This is a genomic window from Kaistella montana (genome assembly GCF_024436175.1).
In the GTDB taxonomy this organism is placed as follows: Bacteria; Bacteroidota; Bacteroidia; order Flavobacteriales; family Weeksellaceae; genus Kaistella; species Kaistella montana.
This window is the reverse complement of record NZ_JANFQP010000001.1, coordinates 828,921-845,668: the sequence shown is the minus strand read 5'-3', so window position 1 is coordinate 845,668 and position 16,748 is coordinate 828,921. Positions and strand designations below refer to the sequence as shown.

At 36.2% G+C, this 16,748-nt stretch carries 12 protein-coding genes; 8 read left to right on the top strand and 4 right to left on the bottom strand.

Translation table 11 applies throughout. The features are described 5' to 3' along the window. Nucleotides 1-96: 96 nt before the first annotated feature. Nucleotides 97-906 (top strand): 3-deoxy-8-phosphooctulonate synthase, encoded by an 810-nt coding sequence (gene kdsA, locus NOV28_RS03920; RefSeq protein WP_255927774.1) that lies wholly within the window; start codon nucleotides 97-99, stop codon nucleotides 904-906. A 34-nt stretch (nucleotides 907-940) separates the two neighbouring features. Continuing rightward, nucleotides 941-3,370 carry a TonB-dependent receptor plug domain-containing protein gene (locus NOV28_RS03915; protein WP_255927772.1) on the top strand — a complete coding sequence of 810 codons (2,430 nt, stop codon included), beginning with the start codon at nucleotides 941-943 and terminating at the stop codon, nucleotides 3,368-3,370. Between the two features lie 47 nt (nucleotides 3,371-3,417). Here NOV28_RS03915 and NOV28_RS03910 read toward each other — a convergent pair whose 3' ends face one another. From NOV28_RS03910 to bamG, 4 genes are read right to left on the bottom strand one after another with little or no spacing between them, the layout of a single operon-like run. After that, nucleotides 3,418-4,935, bottom strand: a complete 1,518-nt coding sequence (locus tag NOV28_RS03910; RefSeq protein WP_255927770.1) for a carbon-nitrogen hydrolase family protein — start codon at nucleotides 4,933-4,935, stop codon at nucleotides 3,418-3,420. Nucleotides 4,936-4,962: 27 nt separating this feature from the next. Then, nucleotides 4,963-6,009, bottom strand: a complete 1,047-nt coding sequence (locus NOV28_RS03905; RefSeq protein WP_255927768.1) for an anhydro-N-acetylmuramic acid kinase — start codon at nucleotides 6,007-6,009, stop codon at nucleotides 4,963-4,965. A gap of 29 nt (nucleotides 6,010-6,038) precedes the next feature. Next, nucleotides 6,039-6,629: an LPS export ABC transporter periplasmic protein LptC gene (lptC, locus tag NOV28_RS03900; RefSeq protein ID WP_255927765.1), complete on the bottom strand. Its 591-nt coding sequence runs from the start codon at nucleotides 6,627-6,629 to the stop codon at nucleotides 6,039-6,041. 3 nt (nucleotides 6,630-6,632) lie between these two features. After that, nucleotides 6,633-7,907, bottom strand: a complete 1,275-nt coding sequence (gene bamG / locus NOV28_RS03895; protein WP_255927763.1) for a BamG family beta-barrel-assembly machinery protein — start codon at nucleotides 7,905-7,907, stop codon at nucleotides 6,633-6,635. Between the two features lie 217 nt (nucleotides 7,908-8,124). On the opposite strand from bamG, the gene NOV28_RS03890 reads away from it, so the two are divergent. The 6 genes from NOV28_RS03890 (at nucleotide 8,125) to NOV28_RS03865 (ending at nucleotide 16,580) form a co-directional block, all read left to right on the top strand. Further along, nucleotides 8,125-9,243 carry a DNA polymerase III subunit gene (locus tag NOV28_RS03890; RefSeq protein ID WP_255927761.1) on the top strand — a complete coding sequence of 373 codons (1,119 nt, stop codon included), beginning with the start codon at nucleotides 8,125-8,127 and terminating at the stop codon, nucleotides 9,241-9,243. A gap of 104 nt (nucleotides 9,244-9,347) precedes the next feature. Further along, nucleotides 9,348-10,001, top strand: coding sequence for a LuxR C-terminal-related transcriptional regulator (locus NOV28_RS03885; protein WP_255927759.1), 654 nt, complete (start codon nucleotides 9,348-9,350; stop codon nucleotides 9,999-10,001). 313 nt (nucleotides 10,002-10,314) lie between these two features. Continuing rightward, entirely contained in the window at nucleotides 10,315-10,923 is a 609-nt protein-coding gene (locus NOV28_RS03880; RefSeq protein WP_255927757.1) for a TetR/AcrR family transcriptional regulator, read from the top strand. Nucleotides 10,924-10,968: 45 nt separating this feature from the next. After that, entirely contained in the window at nucleotides 10,969-12,318 is a 1,350-nt protein-coding gene (locus tag NOV28_RS03875) for a TolC family protein (RefSeq protein WP_369413213.1), read from the top strand. Between the two features lie 7 nt (nucleotides 12,319-12,325). Continuing rightward, complete coding sequence (locus NOV28_RS03870) at nucleotides 12,326-13,387, top strand: efflux RND transporter periplasmic adaptor subunit (RefSeq protein WP_255927755.1); 1,062 nt, start codon at nucleotides 12,326-12,328, stop codon at nucleotides 13,385-13,387. Between the two features lie 4 nt (nucleotides 13,388-13,391). Beyond that, nucleotides 13,392-16,580, top strand: coding sequence for an efflux RND transporter permease subunit (locus NOV28_RS03865; RefSeq protein ID WP_255927753.1), 3,189 nt, complete (start codon nucleotides 13,392-13,394; stop codon nucleotides 16,578-16,580). The last annotated feature ends 168 nt before the right edge of the window (nucleotides 16,581-16,748 follow it).

Here is a 16,748-nt window from a genome sequence, read left to right as displayed (position 1 = left end):
CTATCAATCGGCTTTAGCCAAAACTTAAAAATAGGTACATCAAAAAAATCCGTATTTTTGTAATTCAATTTGTTTTAAACATTCAAAAATTCATTCATGATTCAATACTTAGAAAACATTCACCACAAAGATTCCAAAAATTTCTTCCTTATTGCTGGTCCGTGCATCATCGAAGGCGAAGATATGGCGCTGAGAATTGCTGAAAAAGTGGTAGAACTTACTAATAAATTCGAAATTCCATACATTTTTAAAGGAAGTTTCAAGAAAGCTAACCGAAGCCGAGTAGATTCTTTTACCACGATTGGTGAAGAAAAATCTTTGGAAATTCTGAAAAAAGTAGGAGAGACTTTCAATATTCCAACCACCACCGATATTCACGAAAACGAACACGCTGCTTTAGCTGCAAATTACGTTGATGTGTTGCAAATTCCCGCTTTTTTGGTTCGACAAACCGATTTGTTGGTGGCTGCAGCCAAAACCGGAAAATGTATTACCCTGAAAAAAGGACAGTTTCTTTCTCCGGAATCCATGAAATTTGCTGTGGAAAAAGTGGTTGATTCAGGTAACAACAAAACCGCGATTATCGAAAGAGGAAATTCTTTCGGATATACCGATTTAGTCGTTGACTTCCGCGGAATTCCAACGATGAGAAATTATGCACCGGTAATTTTAGATGTGACGCATTCTTTGCAGCAGCCTAACCAAAATTCTGGTGTTACTGGTGGACGTCCGGAACTGATCGAAACCATCGCCAAAGCAGGAATTGCTGTAGGAGCAGACGGACTTTTCATCGAAACACACCCAACTCCAGCTACTGCACTTTCGGATGGCGCAAATATGTTGCAACTTGATAAACTAGAAGATTTACTTCAAAAATTAACTAGAGTGAGAGAAGCGATTCTATAAATTTTTATTATTTAAAAAACTTAAATCATTCGCATTGAAAAAAACTCTTTTACTTCTTGCGCTGTTGCCGGCTTTTGCATTTTCGCAAATAAGTCTAAAGGTTCTCGACGAAAACGGAACTCCTGTTTCACAAGCCAATGTTTCGTATAATAACCAGAATTTCATTACCAATGAAATGGGTTTTGTGAAGATTCCAATTGCCAATTCGGAGCAAACACTTTCTGTGGAAAAGCAAAGTTTTAGAGGTTTTAATAAAACGATTAAAATAAATCCTAAAGTTCAGAACATCAATGTTTTGTTTGTGAAAGCTGAAAGAGAATCGCAAATTCAGGAAGTTGTTTTTCAGAAAAAAGGGAAGCCAAAAATTACGGATTTAACTTCAATTGAAATTTCAGCGAAAGAAGCGCAACAAGTTTCATCGCTTTCCGGCGGTGTTGAAGGACTTTTAAAGACTTTGCCTTCCGTGAATTCCAATACCGAACTTTCTTCGCAATACATGGTAAGAGGTGGAAACTATGATGAAAACCTTATCTACATTAATGATATTGAAATTTATCGTCCGTTTTTGATCCGAAATTCTTTGCAAGAAGGAATGAGCATTATCAATCCGGATATGGTTCAGGCGATTAACTTTTCTGCGGGTGGTTTTGAGGCGAAATATGGAGACAAAATGTCTTCTGCATTGAATATTTATTATCGCCAACCAACAAAATTTGAAGTTTCAGGAGAAGCGAGTTTAATCGGTGGAAGACTTTCAACAGGATTTGCTTCCAAGAATAAGAAACTTTCCGCTTTGTTTTCCGGGCGTTATAGAAATACCAATTTGGTTCTGAATACTTTAAATGAAGATACCGATTTTAATCCGCAATACATGGATTTTCAGTCGAATATTAATTATAAATTTAATGACAAATGGAATATTTCATTCATCGGATATTTTAGCAAAAACGATTACGAAATGGTTCCGAAAGTAAAGGAAGTAGATTTTGGAAGTTTGCAAACGCCCTTGAAACTCACTGTTTTCTATGACGGAAAAGAAGATGATGCCTACAAAAACATGATGGGAACGGCATCAATCAATTTTAAACCCAACAAAAAATGGTCATTTACTTTAGATAATTTTGCTTATCAAAACCGCGAAAGAGAATATTATTCGATTTCTTCGGCGTATCGATTGCAAACTTTCGATCCGATTACCGGCGAACCTATAACTTCGTACGATGTGGGCGGACAAATCGATCATGCGAGAAACGATTTATTGGTGAAAACCTACGGAACACAACTTAAATCTCGTTTTTCTCCTGATGTAAATACCGATTTTGAAGTCGGAGTTAAATTTGAAAAAGAAGATTTGAAAGATCTTACCAACGAATGGCAACTTGTAGATTCTTTGGGATACAGCACTCCGATTGATTATACAACACCGGGAACTTTGAATGCAGCCGATTTGCGTTTGCGTTTCATCATTGCAGGTTCCAATCATATTCAGCCGACAAGATTTTCCGGTTACGCGCAGTTTTCGAAAAAATTCTATTGGGGAACTAACCGAATTTTCGTCAACGCAGGTGTGAGAGCTTCTCACTGGGATTTCAATGATGAAACCATAATTTCACCGAGAGCACAATTTGCCATAAAACCAGATTGGGATATGGATATGTTGTTTAAAATTTCTGGTGGATTTTATTATCAATCACCTTTCTATAAAGAGATTAAAGATTTAGACGGAAATTTCAATTCGGAGATTAAATCCCAACGTTCGATGCAGGTTATTTTGTCGAATGATTTTGAATTCCGAATGGTTGATAGACCTTTCAAACTCACTACTGAAGCGTATTATAAGAAAATGGATAACTTAATTCCATACTATTTAGATAATGTGAGAATTCGTTATTCTGGGAAAAATAATTCCGAAGGTTACGCGTACGGAGTGGATGCGAGATTATTCGGAGAGTTTGTTCCAGGAGTTGATTCTTGGATTTCTGCGAGTTACGCAAGAGTTTACGAAAATATTGATGGAAAAGGATACATTCCAAGACCAACCGACCCGCGTTTTCGTTTTTCAATGTTTTATCAAGATTACATGCCGAAATTCCCTTCGATGCGAGTAAATCTAACTTTAACTTACGCCAACGGATTGCCTTCCGGAACGCCAATTTCTTTAGACGAAAATGGAAAACCTGATTTTTCTGCGCCTTATCAATATCAAAGAACTTTGCCTTCTTATAAAAGAGTTGACATCGGTTTATCCAAAGTTTTCATTGATCAAAAAGACAATAAAGTAAACGGTGGTTTTTGGGGGAATTTCAAAGAATTGACTTTGGGAGTTCAGATTTTCAACGCATTTAACATCAGCAATACGGTCGCAAATCAGTGGATTAATGATGTTTCTACCAATTACAATTATCCGGTTCCGGTTCGATTAACAGGTAGATTTTTCAATGTAAAACTTGATTTTAAACTTTAATAATTTAAACATAAAAAATCCCGAAATTAATAACTTCGGGATTTTTTTTATTCTGTTTCGGAATTCAGATTGATTGTGTCGTATAAATCTTTTCTTCGGTCGCTCATCGTTCGTACAGCGCCGTAATGATGAAGTTCTTTCAACAAATTCAAATCGACATCCACAATCAATGTGGTTTCGGTATTTGGCGTGGCTTCACCTTTGATTGCATTCGAAGGAAACGCAAAGTCAGAAGGTGTGAAAACCGCAGCTTGACCAAATTGAATGTCCATATTATTCACACCAGGCAAATTTCCTACGCAACCCGCGATCGCGACATAACATTCGTTTTCAATGGCTCTCGCTGCCGCACAATGACGAACGCGAGTATATGCATTTTGCGTATCGGTAAGATAAGGAACGAAGAGAATTTTCATCCCTTGATCTGCCAAAATCCTTGGCAGTTCCGGGAATTCTACATCATAACAAATCACCAAACCAACTTTTCCGCAATCGGTATCGATGACTTTTATTTCGTTTCCGCCTTTCATGCCGTAATATTTTTTCTCGTTCGGCGTAATGTGAATTTTTCGGTGTTCATCAATTTTTCCGTCGCGATGAAGCAAATAACTGATGTTGTAAAGTTCACCATTATCCACAAGCGGCATACTTCCGGCGATGATATTAATGTTGTAACCAATCGCAAATTCCGAAAGTTTCAATTTAATTTCTTCGGTAAGTTCTGCCAATTTAAACATACTTTCTCTTTCCGAAAGATGGTTAAAAGGTGCAAGCAAAGGCGTATTGAAAAGCTCCGGAAACAAAATGAAATCCGATTTGTAATCTGCCATTACATTCACGAAAAATTCAACTTGCTCATAAAACGCATCAATGGTTTTGAAATGTCGCATTTGCCATTGTACCAACCCAAGTCGGATTACGGAATCCTGCATCGTATTGGGCTTTTTACTGTAATAAATGTTGTTCCATTGCAACAAAACGGCATTTTCCTCGGAATGTAAATCTTCTGGAAGATAATTTTTTAGAATTCTTACTGGTAGAAAATTATTTGCCAATTGAAAACTTAAAACCGGATCGTAAAGTTCCTTATTTCTCACTTTTTGGATGTACGCTCTTGGCGAAAGTTCAGCGCTGTGAAGATGATAATTTGGAATTCTTCCACCAACCATGATCGATTTCAAATTCAGGGTTTCGCAAAGTTCTTTTCTTACATCATAAAGTCGGCGCGCCAAACGCAATTTTCGGTATTCCGGATCGACAAAAACTTCAATTCCATACAACACATTTCCCGTGTCGGAATGCGTGTTGAACGTATAATTTCCTGTAATTTCTTTATAAGTATGATCGTCTCCGTACAGTTCATATTGTACGATTAGCGAAAGCGCGACCGCAGCGATTTTTCCGTCAACAGTAATGCAAATTTGACCATCGCGGAAGATTTTCAATAGTTTTTGGATACTTTTTTTCGACCAAATACTTTCCGACATCGTGGGATAGGCTTTCAGCATGGTCTCTTTCAATTCGTCGTAATCCTCAATGGAGAGTTTTCTGATATCTATTTGCATAAATTTTTATTTTATTACATAATTTGGTTAAATGACAATTCCGGAAGAATGATTTTCGGAACTTCCTGTGGCAGAACTCAACACATTTATTTCATTATTGAGTTTTAAAACGCCCATCAATGCAAAGATTAAAGCCTCTTTGAAGTCAATAATTCCTTTTTCAGGAACAATGATTTCGGTTTCGGTTTTGCGTTTTATGCTTTCCAATAAATAAGTATTATACGTTCCGCCGCCCGTAAATAGTACATTTTTTAAATTAAAATCATTGAAAACTTTAGCAATTTGGTCTGCAGCATGTTCCGTGAAAGTTGCTAAAACATTTTCGGGAGTTTCGCTAGATAATTTTGGAAAAATATGTTTATTCACCCATTCAATTCCTAAAGATTTTGGTGGCGTTTTTTGGTAAAATTCCATGGAATTTAATAATGATAAAATTTCTTGATTGATGTTTCCTTTTTTGGCGATATTTCCGCTTTCATCGTATTTTTGGTGAAGAAGTTGTGCAAATTTGTTTAAAACAATATTAACAGAACCAATATCGAAAGCGATTCGTTTTCCTTCTTTTTTAAATGAAATATTCGAAAATCCACCGAGATTTAAGCACGCATCAAATTCAGAAAAAAGCAGTTCATCACCAATCGGAACCAATGGAGCACCGTTTCCGCCCATCAAAACATCTTGACTTCGAAAATCATAAACGACAGGAATTTTATTTAAAATTTTAATTGCTCTTCCGTCGCCAATTTGGAGTGTAAATTTTTTTTGTGGTTGATGAAAAACCGTGTGACCGTGAGAAGCGATTAAATCGATGTTTTTTAAGGAATGTTTGTTGATAAATTCCTTCACTTTTTCACCCAAATAAAATCCGTATTCGGAGTTTAAAGCTAAAAGTTCTTCAGGTTTTAAATGAATGGAATTTCTAAGCTTATCTTCCCAGGTTGTAGAATAGGAAAGGGTTTCCGCATGTTGAATCTTGAATTTCCAACGGGAATTTTCTTTGGTGAATGTTGCGCAACAAATATCAAGTCCGTCAAGACTTGTTCCCGACATTAATCCGATTGCGTTAAAGGTCATAGAAAATATTTTCCCGAATTTACGAAAAATTATTTTCCTTTTTCGGGGATTTTCTTGGCATTAATGTTTCCGGAATTGTTGTAGAAAGTGTATTCTGAGAAATCGTCTTTGGCCTTCATTCCATTGGCGCCAACAAGGGTAGAGCCGTCTTTATCAGTCACGAAAACAGTGTCTGAAGTATAAATTACTCTTTTTATCTGATCCCAATACACCGATTGCATGGCGAAAATCTGGTTTTCGTTGGTGATGATTCTCACATTTCCTTTTGCTTCGTAGAACTTCTTTTTTTCGTTAAACTTGGCATATTTTGCACTGATTTTTCCAGGAATTTTTGGTTTTTTCTTATCGTAGAAAAGAATATTGATTCCTTTTTTCGCTACAATATACGGCGAATCGATAAACTCGTATTTTTCAATCAACGGCGCAGTAGCGCGTAACTTTACCATCCCCGAATCGCGCTGAACAATCTTTGCATTATTAATGATTTGTGAAGGAAAATTGGTGTTTTTATTTTTATTGACTTGAGTAAGATCTTCGTCGCAAGAAATTAAACCAAAAAATATAGCACAACCCAAAAAGGCGGCTATATTTTGATGTATTATTTGTTTGAAAAACTTCATTTTTTAATCATAAAGACGTTTTATGAACCACTTATCGGCAAAATTGATTCCGACTTTAAGGTTAATAAAATTTTGGCGAATCATATTGTTATCCAAAGTTCCTCTTTTTCCGATTTCTATTCCTAAATCAATCCCGCTCATTCTGTTCACATTTCGATTTTCGAAAGGTAAAGTAACGCCGCCGGTTAAAGCAAACTGGTTGATATTGGTTCCGTTGATCGCAAGATTTCCTTTTTCGTAATAAGCTCCGTAACGATAAACAACTCTAGAGAAATAGTTTCTGAAGTTATTGTAATTTGGTAAAAACCAACCACCTGCTGCAATTTTGTAAGAATTTTGGTTAGCAAAAGGTTGCCCTAAAAACTGAATGGTTTCACCTTTTTTGAAATCAAACTGAGTTCCTACAAACCATTTCGTATCATGACCGTAACCAGCTCCTAATGAGAATTCCATAGGAATAAGGTTTTTGTCTGAACTGAAATCTTGGTCGATGATGCTGATGTTGGTCTTGTTAACATTATCAACATAATAATAGGTACTGTTGGTATAATTGGTATCCATTTGTCCGGTAGTACCAAAAGTATAAGTAGCTCCTAGAGTAAGTTTTTTGTCGTTAGCGAGTTTTTTCTGGTAAGCAGAACCAAGGGTAAAATTAAATGTTTTTATTTTGTTTTTGGTCTCGTAGCCATTAATAAGATCTGCATTTAAATAAGTAAGCTCATTAATATCATAAAGATTTCCGAAGTAGAAATTCGTTCTGAAACCAAATCCCAATTCCGGAGAAACTTGATAAGAAAATGCAGCTTGTACGGTACTCAAAGTTCCTTCACCACGGAAAAGATTTGCTTTGACGGTACCATCAGTTAAAGTTTCCTGGGAAAGAACTGAATATTTCTTAGAACTGTAAGGTTGGTAACCTAAACCAAATTTTATTTTACTTGAAATAGGGAAGGCAACTGCAATATTTGAAAGATAGGTAGAATGTTTGGTAACATTCATGTTATCGTAATTCGATTTGAAGAAATTATTCTCATTAGTTCCTTCAATTTTTACGGTAGTAAGTTCTAAATTTTTATTTGCAGCAGGGTTACTGAAATTAAAATTATTGTTGAAGTCCCAGATATATGCAGTAGAAATGCCGCCCATCGCACTCACATCAGTTGTGTTATCATACTTCACATCCCCGATTCCGAAGGCAGCGTAAGGAGAATTACCAACCGATTGCGCATTGAGGAAAAATCCGGCTGCAACGAGAGGTAATACAAAAATTTTTTTCATTCTCTATTTTTAAAAATAATGCGCAAATATCCTAAATATTACTGAATTGAGGAAATTTACTTTGGTTAAAGTTTGTTAAGGGCTTTTATAATGATAAACCCCTTGGTTTACTGATAAACCACAAGATAATGAGAAAATAATAACGAATGGATTTTAAACTTTTGGTTTGCGAATTTTCTAAAGATATTTTCAGTCAAAAATTATTTATCTTTGAAAAATGAACTGGGAACAAATCGTAGGTCAGGAAAAACTGAAAAATCTCCTCAAAGAAAGCATTTACAATAATAGAGTAGGTCATGCCCAACTTTTCATAGGAAAGGCAGGTTACGGTACTTTGCCGTTGGCAATGGCTTTTGCTAAAGAAATTTTCCATAAAGAAAACGAACATTCGTCAACGAAAGTGGAGCATTTGAATCATTTGGATTTGCATTTTAGTTTTCCGGTTTTTAAAGAAAAAAACAGTGGCCTTGCGGATAATTTCAGAGAAAACTTCAGAGAAATGATCCTTGAAAATCCTTATGCCAACAACGAAGATTGGAGCCGGATTTTGGAGTCGGAGAATAAGCAACTCACGATTTATGCTGATGAAATCGATGAGCTGAACAAAAAATTCGCATTGAAAAGCTTCGAAGGAGGAAGTAAAATTCTCATCGTATGGCAAGCAGATAAAATGAATATTTCTGCCGCTAATAAGTTCCTGAAATTTTTAGAAGAGCCACCGAAAGATACTATCATCATCCTCACTGCCGAAAATATCGATAATATTTTGCCCACCATTCTCTCCCGAACCCAACTGGTGGAAATTCCCAGAATTCAAGACGAAGATCTTGAGACTTTCCTATCAAAAAACCATGGCGTCAGTGAAGAAAAACTAAAAGAAATTGTTTTTCAATCCCAAGGAAATTGGAATGCTGCGCAGAAACTTTTGCTTACTGAAAATACAGATTCTGAGTTTGAACAACTATTTATCAACTGGGTACGCGAAGCTTTCCAAGTAAAAAAGAAGCCTGAATTTTTGAAAAATATTGTTTTCTGGGGACGCAATATCGCAAGTTGGAACCGCGAAAAACAGAAAAGTTTTTTAGATTATTGTGCCGAAATGTTTCGTCTGGCTTTGCTTCAGAATTACGGAAGCGAAACATTGGTGTATAAAAAAATAGATTCTGGAGGTTTCAAATGGGAAAGTTTTTCCAAATTTATTCATGGAGCCAATATTGAAGCTATTTTGGAGGAAATTTCTGCCGCCGATTATCATCTGGAAAGAAACGCCAATTCAAAAATTGTATGGACGGATCTGGGAATTAAACTTTCCCGTTATATCCATAAATCTGCTTAGTTTTTCATTAAATATTCTTATAAATTTCTCATTAAATAAAAAAATGGGTGTTTTCACCTTGTTATAATTAAATGATTTTTAGTAGCTTAGCCAAAACAAAAATCATGAAAAAAGAAATTACTATTTACGGAAATCATCTGTTTTTCCTGGAATTAATACAGGAATTTCTTGAAAAAAACGGATTCACGAAATCTCACAAAATTGTTCATGTTACTCATTCAGAAGAGATTGAACAACACATTTCAACCGAAACGGAGATTTTAATTCTTAATCTAACCGGTGAAAGTATTTTAGAATCTTTTGAACATATCGAACAATGGCTTTCGATGAATAAAGATTTGAAAATGATTATATTGTCGGGGAATTCGGATATGAAAACGATCAAAAAATATTTTGAAAAAGGAATAAAAGGTTATTTAGGAAAAGATACCAATTCCGCTGAGTTTTTGCAATCGCTTCAATGTGCACTTGGCGGAAGAATTTATATCAATGAAAATACTAAAAACGATTTGTTCAATTACATCTGTAACGTAAGTGATAATGAAAAAAAAGAAGGTGGAATAGAAGAACTTACTGCCAGAGAAATTGGTGTGCTGAATCTCATTTGTGAAGGTTTGCGAACGAAAGAAATTACCGAAAAACTCTTTATCAGGATTCATACCGTGGAGTCTCACCGAAGAAATATCATGCTGAAACTGAATATCAATAATTCTTCAAAACTGGTAAAGTTTGCCATTGATCATAGTTTGGTGAAATAAAAAAGAACATAACTTATACAAAAAAGCAGAATGATGAATTCTGCTTTTTTTGTGATGAACTTAAAATGGAAGATAATTATCAGAATGATTTAAAGTAAAATGATCGACAGTAACGTCTAAAAAAATATCAATGTAAATGCCAGAGATTTTCTTTTGATAATGCAACTTTGGTGGTTTTTTGATATGAATTCTTAATGAAAATATTAAATAAAGTTTCCAGTGAAAAATTTTCGACAATTAAATTAAAATAAACTAGGAAACTTTTTTTGTTTTTTAGTTTTCTTTTGTATTTTTGCCGCTTCAAATTGTAATGATGGATAAAAAATTTTTAGAAAAAGTAGCTGATCTGTTTATCGAAAACGGTGCAAAAACGTTGACGATGGATGATATTGCCAAAGAATTCGGAATGTCCAAGAAAACTCTTTATCAAAAATATACCAACAAAGATGCGCTTTTAAGTGATGTTCTTCAATTTAAATTAGATGGAGTAATTGAAAAACTTAACCAGTTGGATATTGAAGTTGAAAATGCAATCGAAAGAATGTTCTGCCGCGATGAAGAGATCGAAAAGGCTGTTGAAACCAATAAATCATTGCTCATTCGCCAGTTGATTAAATATTATCCGGCGATTTTCAATCAACATATGATGCATTTTTCTGAAAGATTCTCCGAAGTAATCATCCATAATATTTTAAGAGGTAGAGAACAAGGGTATTACCGACACGATTTTGATGAGAAACTGTATGGTAAGATGTTTTTTCAATTGATCATGTCCTACGACAGTTCTCCTTTTTTCAATACAGAAAAAATCGAAAGAACCTATTTTAATAATGAAGCGATGAAATTTTTCATGTACGCCATCACCACTGAAAAAGGTAAGGATTATCTGAAAAATACGGTATGTAAAGGAGAAACGATTTAAGGAAAAAAATAACAAAATTATTAACAAATAATAACTCAATAGATAATGACTAACTGGAGAAAAATGGCGCTCGGAGTGCTGCTTTTTGCTTTCTCGATTACCGAGTTGCAGGCGCAGCAAACTGTTACCCTGAAACAAGCCATCGAGTATGCGCTGCAAAATAAGGCAGAAGCACAAAATGCAAAACTGGATATTCGCAATGCCGATTATCAAATCATGGAAGCGAAAGCAGGCGCACTACCAAAAATTAATGGCGTTGCCAACGTTACTTACAACCCAATTTTGCAAACTACCGCATTAGATGTGGGCGCATTCAGCGGTGGACCAAGTAATATTCAGTTGATTACGATGGGCCAAAAATGGAACGCCGGCGCAGGGTTGCAATTGTCTCAAGCATTATTTAATCAGCAAGTGTTTGTAGGTCTTAAAGCTGCGAAATCGACTAAAGAATTTTATCAACTCAATGCGGAACTTACTGAAGAGCAGATTATCGAGAGAGTTTCCAATGCATATTTTCAGGTATTTACCATTCAGCAAAAGAAAGAAACTTTGGAAAGCAGCTATGCGAGTACCGAGAAGGCTAGAAATATCATTAAAAGTTTATTTGATAACGGGCTGGCTAAAAAAATAGATTTGGACAGAACCAACGTGAATCTTACCAACATTAATACACTTCTGAAGCAACAGCAAAATGCCATTAATCAGGCAGAAAATGCTTTGAAATTCTATATGGGAATGCCGATTGAGAACAAAATAGAATTGGTAAAATCTGATATGGAAATTACTCCACATTTGTTGGATGAAACTGTAGGAACCGACGAAAGATCCGAGATTAAAATATTGAACAAGCAAAAAGAACTTTTGCAATACAATAAGAAAGCCGTAGAAGCAGCGTATTATCCAACAGTAAACCTCAATGCCAATTACAGCTGGCAAGGATTGGGTAATAAATTTCCTTTGACCAATGGCGAGAAAAACGGTGTTTATTGGGCAGATTATTCTGCGATTACTTTGGGCGTGAATATTCCTATTTTTAATGGTTTTGCTACGAAAGCTCGTGTTGAAATGGCACAAATAGAATTGGATAAGTTGGAAGTGAATCTCAAGGACACTAAACTCAGTTTAAATTTGTCTTATCAAAATGCAAAATCGCAAATCGAGAACAGTCTTTTGGCTTTAGAAAATCAAAAAGCCAACGTAAGTCTTGCTGAAACGGTAACTTCAAATACCAAGCATAATTATCAATATGGTTTAGCGACGCTTACCGAATTATTAGAAGCTGAAAACGCCTTGGTAGAAGCAAAAAACAACTACAGTAACGCTGTTTTAGAATACAAAATCGCAGAAATTCAATATTACAAAGCAAAAGGAGAACTTAAAACTTATTTAAAATAAAACGATCATGAAGAAAACTTTAATATATATCATCGTAGCAGCGGTACTCATCGGTTTGGGAGCCTATAAAATTGCAGGAAATAAAGCAAAACAAGAAAAAGAAGTTGCTGAAGTAGCAAGACAAGTTGACAAAATCAATGTAAATGTAATCACCGCAACCCGCGAAAACATCAATACCGATTATTCCGCCAACGGAACTTTCATTCCGAAACAAGAAACCAATCAATCTGCGGATATTTCCGGACGTGTGGTGAGTGTTTACGTAAAAGAAGGATCGCGAGTAGGAGCCGGACAAGTTTTGGCAAGTATTAAAAGAGATGCGATTGAGGTTGATGTAACCCAAGCTCAAAATAATTTACAAAACGCAATTATCGATAACCAACGTTACGAAAATGCCTACAAAACAGGCGGTGTTACCAAGCAACAATTGGATAACTCCAGACTTCAGCTGAAAAATGCACAAGCGGCATTAAGAGCTCAAGGTGTAAAAATGAATGATACCAAAGTGAGAGCCGGTATCAGCGGAACGATCAATAAAAAAATGGTAGAGCCGGGAGCAGTAGTTTCTCCAGGAACACCTTTGTTTGAAATCGTTAATATTAATAGTTTGAAACTCTCCGTTTTGGTGGATGAAAGCCAAGTTGGAAGAATCCAAATCGGTCAGCAAGTTGCTATTAACGTTAATGTTTTGCCTGATGAAACTTTCACCGGTAGAATTTCATTTATCGCTCCAAAAAGTGATGCATCCCTCAATTTCCCAGTAGAAGTAGAAGTAGCCAACAATGGAAGCTTAAAAGCTGGTATGTATGCAACCGCATTGTTCAAAACTAATTATGGTGCTGAAAACCAAAATATGCTCGTTGTTCCAGCGGAAGCTTTCGTAAACGGAGTAAGTTCTGGCCAGTTATTCATCGTTCAAAATGGTACTGCGAAACTTGTGAAAGTACAAACAGGAAAAGTATATGGTGATAAAGTGCAAATCATCAGTGGTTTGAATGGCGGAGAACAAGTAATCACCAGCGGACAAATCAATTTAGAGAACGGATCAAAAATAAAAATTGTAAAGTAATAAAATGAAATTAGCAGAAATATCAATTAAAAGACCATCGCTAATTATCGTTTTGTTTACGATACTTACTTTAGGTGGTTTGCTTAGTTATTCCATGATGGGATACGAGCTCATCCCGAAATTTGAAACCAATATGGTGACGATTTCCACAGTGTATCCTGGAGCGTCACCAAGTGAAGTGGAAACTTCGGTAACAAGAAAAATCGAAGATGCTGTAGGTGCTTTAGAAAACGTAAAAAAAGTAGAATCTTCTTCTTACGAAAGTCTTTCGGTAATTATGGTGCAGCTGAATGCAGGTGCTGATGTAAATTATGCCTTGAATGATGCTCAGCGTAAAGTAAACGCCATTTTATCTCAACTTCCGGATGATGCGGATGCGCCTTCACTCAATAAATTTTCATTGGATGATCTTCCTATCATCACGATGAGTATTTCGAGTGATAAGCTGAACAGCAAAGAACTTTATGATTTGCTTGATAAGAAAATTGAACCGATTTTTTCCCGTGTAAATGGGGTAGCGCAGGTTGATCTTATCGGTGGTCAGGAAAGAGAAATCCAAGTGAGTATTGATGATAAAAAACTGGAAGGTTACGGTCTCAGTATCGGTGAAGTGCAACAAGCAATTCTTTCATCAAACCTTGATTTCCCGACTGGAAGTTTAAAATCCAGAACCTCAAAATCTACCATCAGATTATCCGGAAAATACAAATCTGTTGAAGAAATGAATAATCTTGTCATTTCTTCTAAAAATGGAGCGCAAATTCGTTTATCGGATATTGCAACCGTTTTCGATACGCAGAAAGATGTTGATAAAATTGCGAGATACAACCAGAATCCTACGATTTTGATGCAGGTGAAAAAACAATCTGATGCGAATGCCGTAGCAGTTTCCGAAAGCATTCAAAAAACAATGGCTGAGGTAACCAATAATTACAAAGTTCAGGGTGTAAAATTAAATATTGTAGATGATACTACTGATTTTACCTTAGAATCTGCTGATCACGTAATCTTCGATTTGGTTTTGGCAATTATCTTGGTAGCGATTGTAATGTTGTTGTTCCTTCACAATATCCGAAACGCATTTATCGTAATGGTTTCCATCCCAATCTCGTTGATTTCGACGTTCATCGGAATGTATTTAATGGGATATACTTTGAACTTGATGAGTTTACTTGGGCTTTCCTTAGTAGTAGGTATTCTTGTGGATGATGCGATTGTGGTTTTAGAAAACGTTTACCGTCACATGGAAATGGGTAAAAGCCGAATTCGTGCAGCATACGACGGAGCTTCCGAAATTGGTTTTACAGTAACAGCGATTACTTTGGTAATTGTCGTGGTATTTTTACCAATCGCGATGAGTTCCGGTTTGGTTTCCAATATTTTAGCGCAGTTTTGTGTTACGGTAGTTATTGCCACATTGTTCTCTTTGTTGTCTTCATTTACCATTATTCCTTGGTTGTCATCTAGATTTGGGAAAGTAGTACACCTTACCGGTAAAAATCCTTTTGAAAAATTCATCCTTTGGTTTGAAACGAAATTAGACCAATTCACTCATTGGATTACGGGAATTTTGGAATGGTGTCTGAAAACCGGTTTAAGAAGAATCATGACAGTGGTTATTACCTTTATCATCTTAATTTCATCAATGTTGTTGGTGGCTTTCGGATTTATTGGGGGTGAATTTTTCCCGAAAACGGACCGCGGACAGTTCCTTGTTCAAATGGAATTGCCTAAAGATGCTACCATCGAAAAAACCAACCAGGTTACCCTTCAAGTTGAAAAATATTTGAGAAACAACCCGAATGTAGTAAATTTAATTACCACCGTTGGTCAGCAATCATCCGGTTTTGGTGGAGCACAGGCAACGGCTTATCAATCCGAAGTTCAGGTAATTTTGAATGATAAATCCGAACGTTCTGAAAGTACCGATATCATGTCGGCTAAATTCAAAAGAGATTTAGAAGAAAAATTCACCGGTGTAGAATTTAAAACAGCACCAATCGGATTGATGGGAGCTGATAATGCCCCAATCGAAATGGTAGTAACCGCTCCTGATAACGAAACCGCAAACAAAGAGGCGAACAGAATTCTCGAATTGTTGAAAAAAGTTCCTGGAGCTGTAGATTCTGAGTTATCTACCGATACCGGAAGCCCAGAGGTAAAGGTGAATATTGACCGAGATAAAATGTCTGCGTTAGGTTTAAATCTTTCAAGCGTGGGACAAGCGATGCAAACAGCATTTAATGGAAACACAGACGGAAAATTCAGAGCTGGTGAGTATGAATACGACATCAACATCCGATTTGCAGATAACAACAGAAAATCCATTGAAGATGTAAGAAATCTGATGTTCACGAATATTAAAGGCGAACAAATCCGACTCAGCCAGTTTGCCAACGTAGAAATGAGTTCAGGACCAAGTTTGCTTCAGCGTAGAGACAAATCGCCTTCGGTGAAAGTACTTTCCAAAGTTGTAGGTCGTCCGGTAGGTGATGTAGCCACCGAATGGTCTGCCATGTTCATGGATAATGAAAAAACAAAACCAGCAGGCGTAAACTACATTTGGAGCGGCGATATGGAAAACCAAACTGAAGGTTTCGGAACTTTAGGAATTGCTTTGTTGGCCGCTATTATTTTAGTTTATTTGGTAATGGTTTCGCTTTACGACAGTTTTGTGTATCCTTTCGTGGTATTGTTCTCAATTCCTTTGGCATTAATTGGGGTGATGGTGATTCTTGCATTGACAGGAAATTCATTGAACATCTTTACTATGCTCGGAATGATTATGTTGATTGGTTTGGTAGCGAAAAATGCGATTATGATTGTCGATTTTGCCAATATGAGAAAAGCCGCAGGAGCCAATACTCATGATGCATTGATTCAGGCGAATCACGCACGTCTTCGTCCGATTTTGATGACCACCATTGCGATGATCTTCGGGATGCTTCCAATTGCTTTGGCGAAAGGAGCCGGAGCCGAGATGAACAACGGTTTGGCTTGGGTAATTATCGGAGGTTTAACATCATCTTTGTTCCTTACTTTGATCATTGTACCGGTAGTTTACTCGCTTTTCGATTCATTGCTTAGAAGAATGGGCAAACATGAAAAGATCGATTACGAAGCTGAAATAAAAGCCGATTATGAGCATCAAGAACTCAGCGACGATGGTTTCACACCGAAACATATAGTATAATTTATAGTTTTTTTATTGTTAATAGAAAGCCGTTTCATTCATTTGAAGCGGCTTTTTTATTTTATAGGTTTTGATAATTTAAAGAATTCAACGTTGAATTAAAAAGATTCAGCGATGAATTAAAAAGGTTTAACGATGAGGGGAAATGATTCCGCATCCTATAAAAAT

Coding starts and splice junctions, on each gene's coding strand:
- NOV28_RS03880 (WP_255927757.1), top strand. CDS start 10,315: ATGGATAAAAAATTTTTAGAAAAAGTAGCTGATCTGTTTATCGAAAAC.
- NOV28_RS03875 (WP_369413213.1), top strand. CDS start 10,969: ATGACTAACTGGAGAAAAATGGCGCTCGGAGTGCTGCTTTTTGCTTTC.
- NOV28_RS03890 (WP_255927761.1), top strand. CDS start 8,125: ATGAACTGGGAACAAATCGTAGGTCAGGAAAAACTGAAAAATCTCCTC.
- NOV28_RS03885 (WP_255927759.1), top strand. CDS start 9,348: ATGAAAAAAGAAATTACTATTTACGGAAATCATCTGTTTTTCCTGGAA.
- NOV28_RS03865 (WP_255927753.1), top strand. CDS start 13,392: ATGAAATTAGCAGAAATATCAATTAAAAGACCATCGCTAATTATCGTT.
- NOV28_RS03905 (WP_255927768.1), bottom strand. CDS start 6,009: ATGACCTTTAACGCAATCGGATTAATGTCGGGAACAAGTCTTGACGGA.
- kdsA (WP_255927774.1), top strand. CDS start 97: ATGATTCAATACTTAGAAAACATTCACCACAAAGATTCCAAAAATTTC.
- bamG (WP_255927763.1), bottom strand. CDS start 7,907: ATGAAAAAAATTTTTGTATTACCTCTCGTTGCAGCCGGATTTTTCCTC.
- NOV28_RS03870 (WP_255927755.1), top strand. CDS start 12,326: ATGAAGAAAACTTTAATATATATCATCGTAGCAGCGGTACTCATCGGT.
- NOV28_RS03910 (WP_255927770.1), bottom strand. CDS start 4,935: ATGCAAATAGATATCAGAAAACTCTCCATTGAGGATTACGACGAATTG.
- lptC (WP_255927765.1), bottom strand. CDS start 6,629: ATGAAGTTTTTCAAACAAATAATACATCAAAATATAGCCGCCTTTTTG.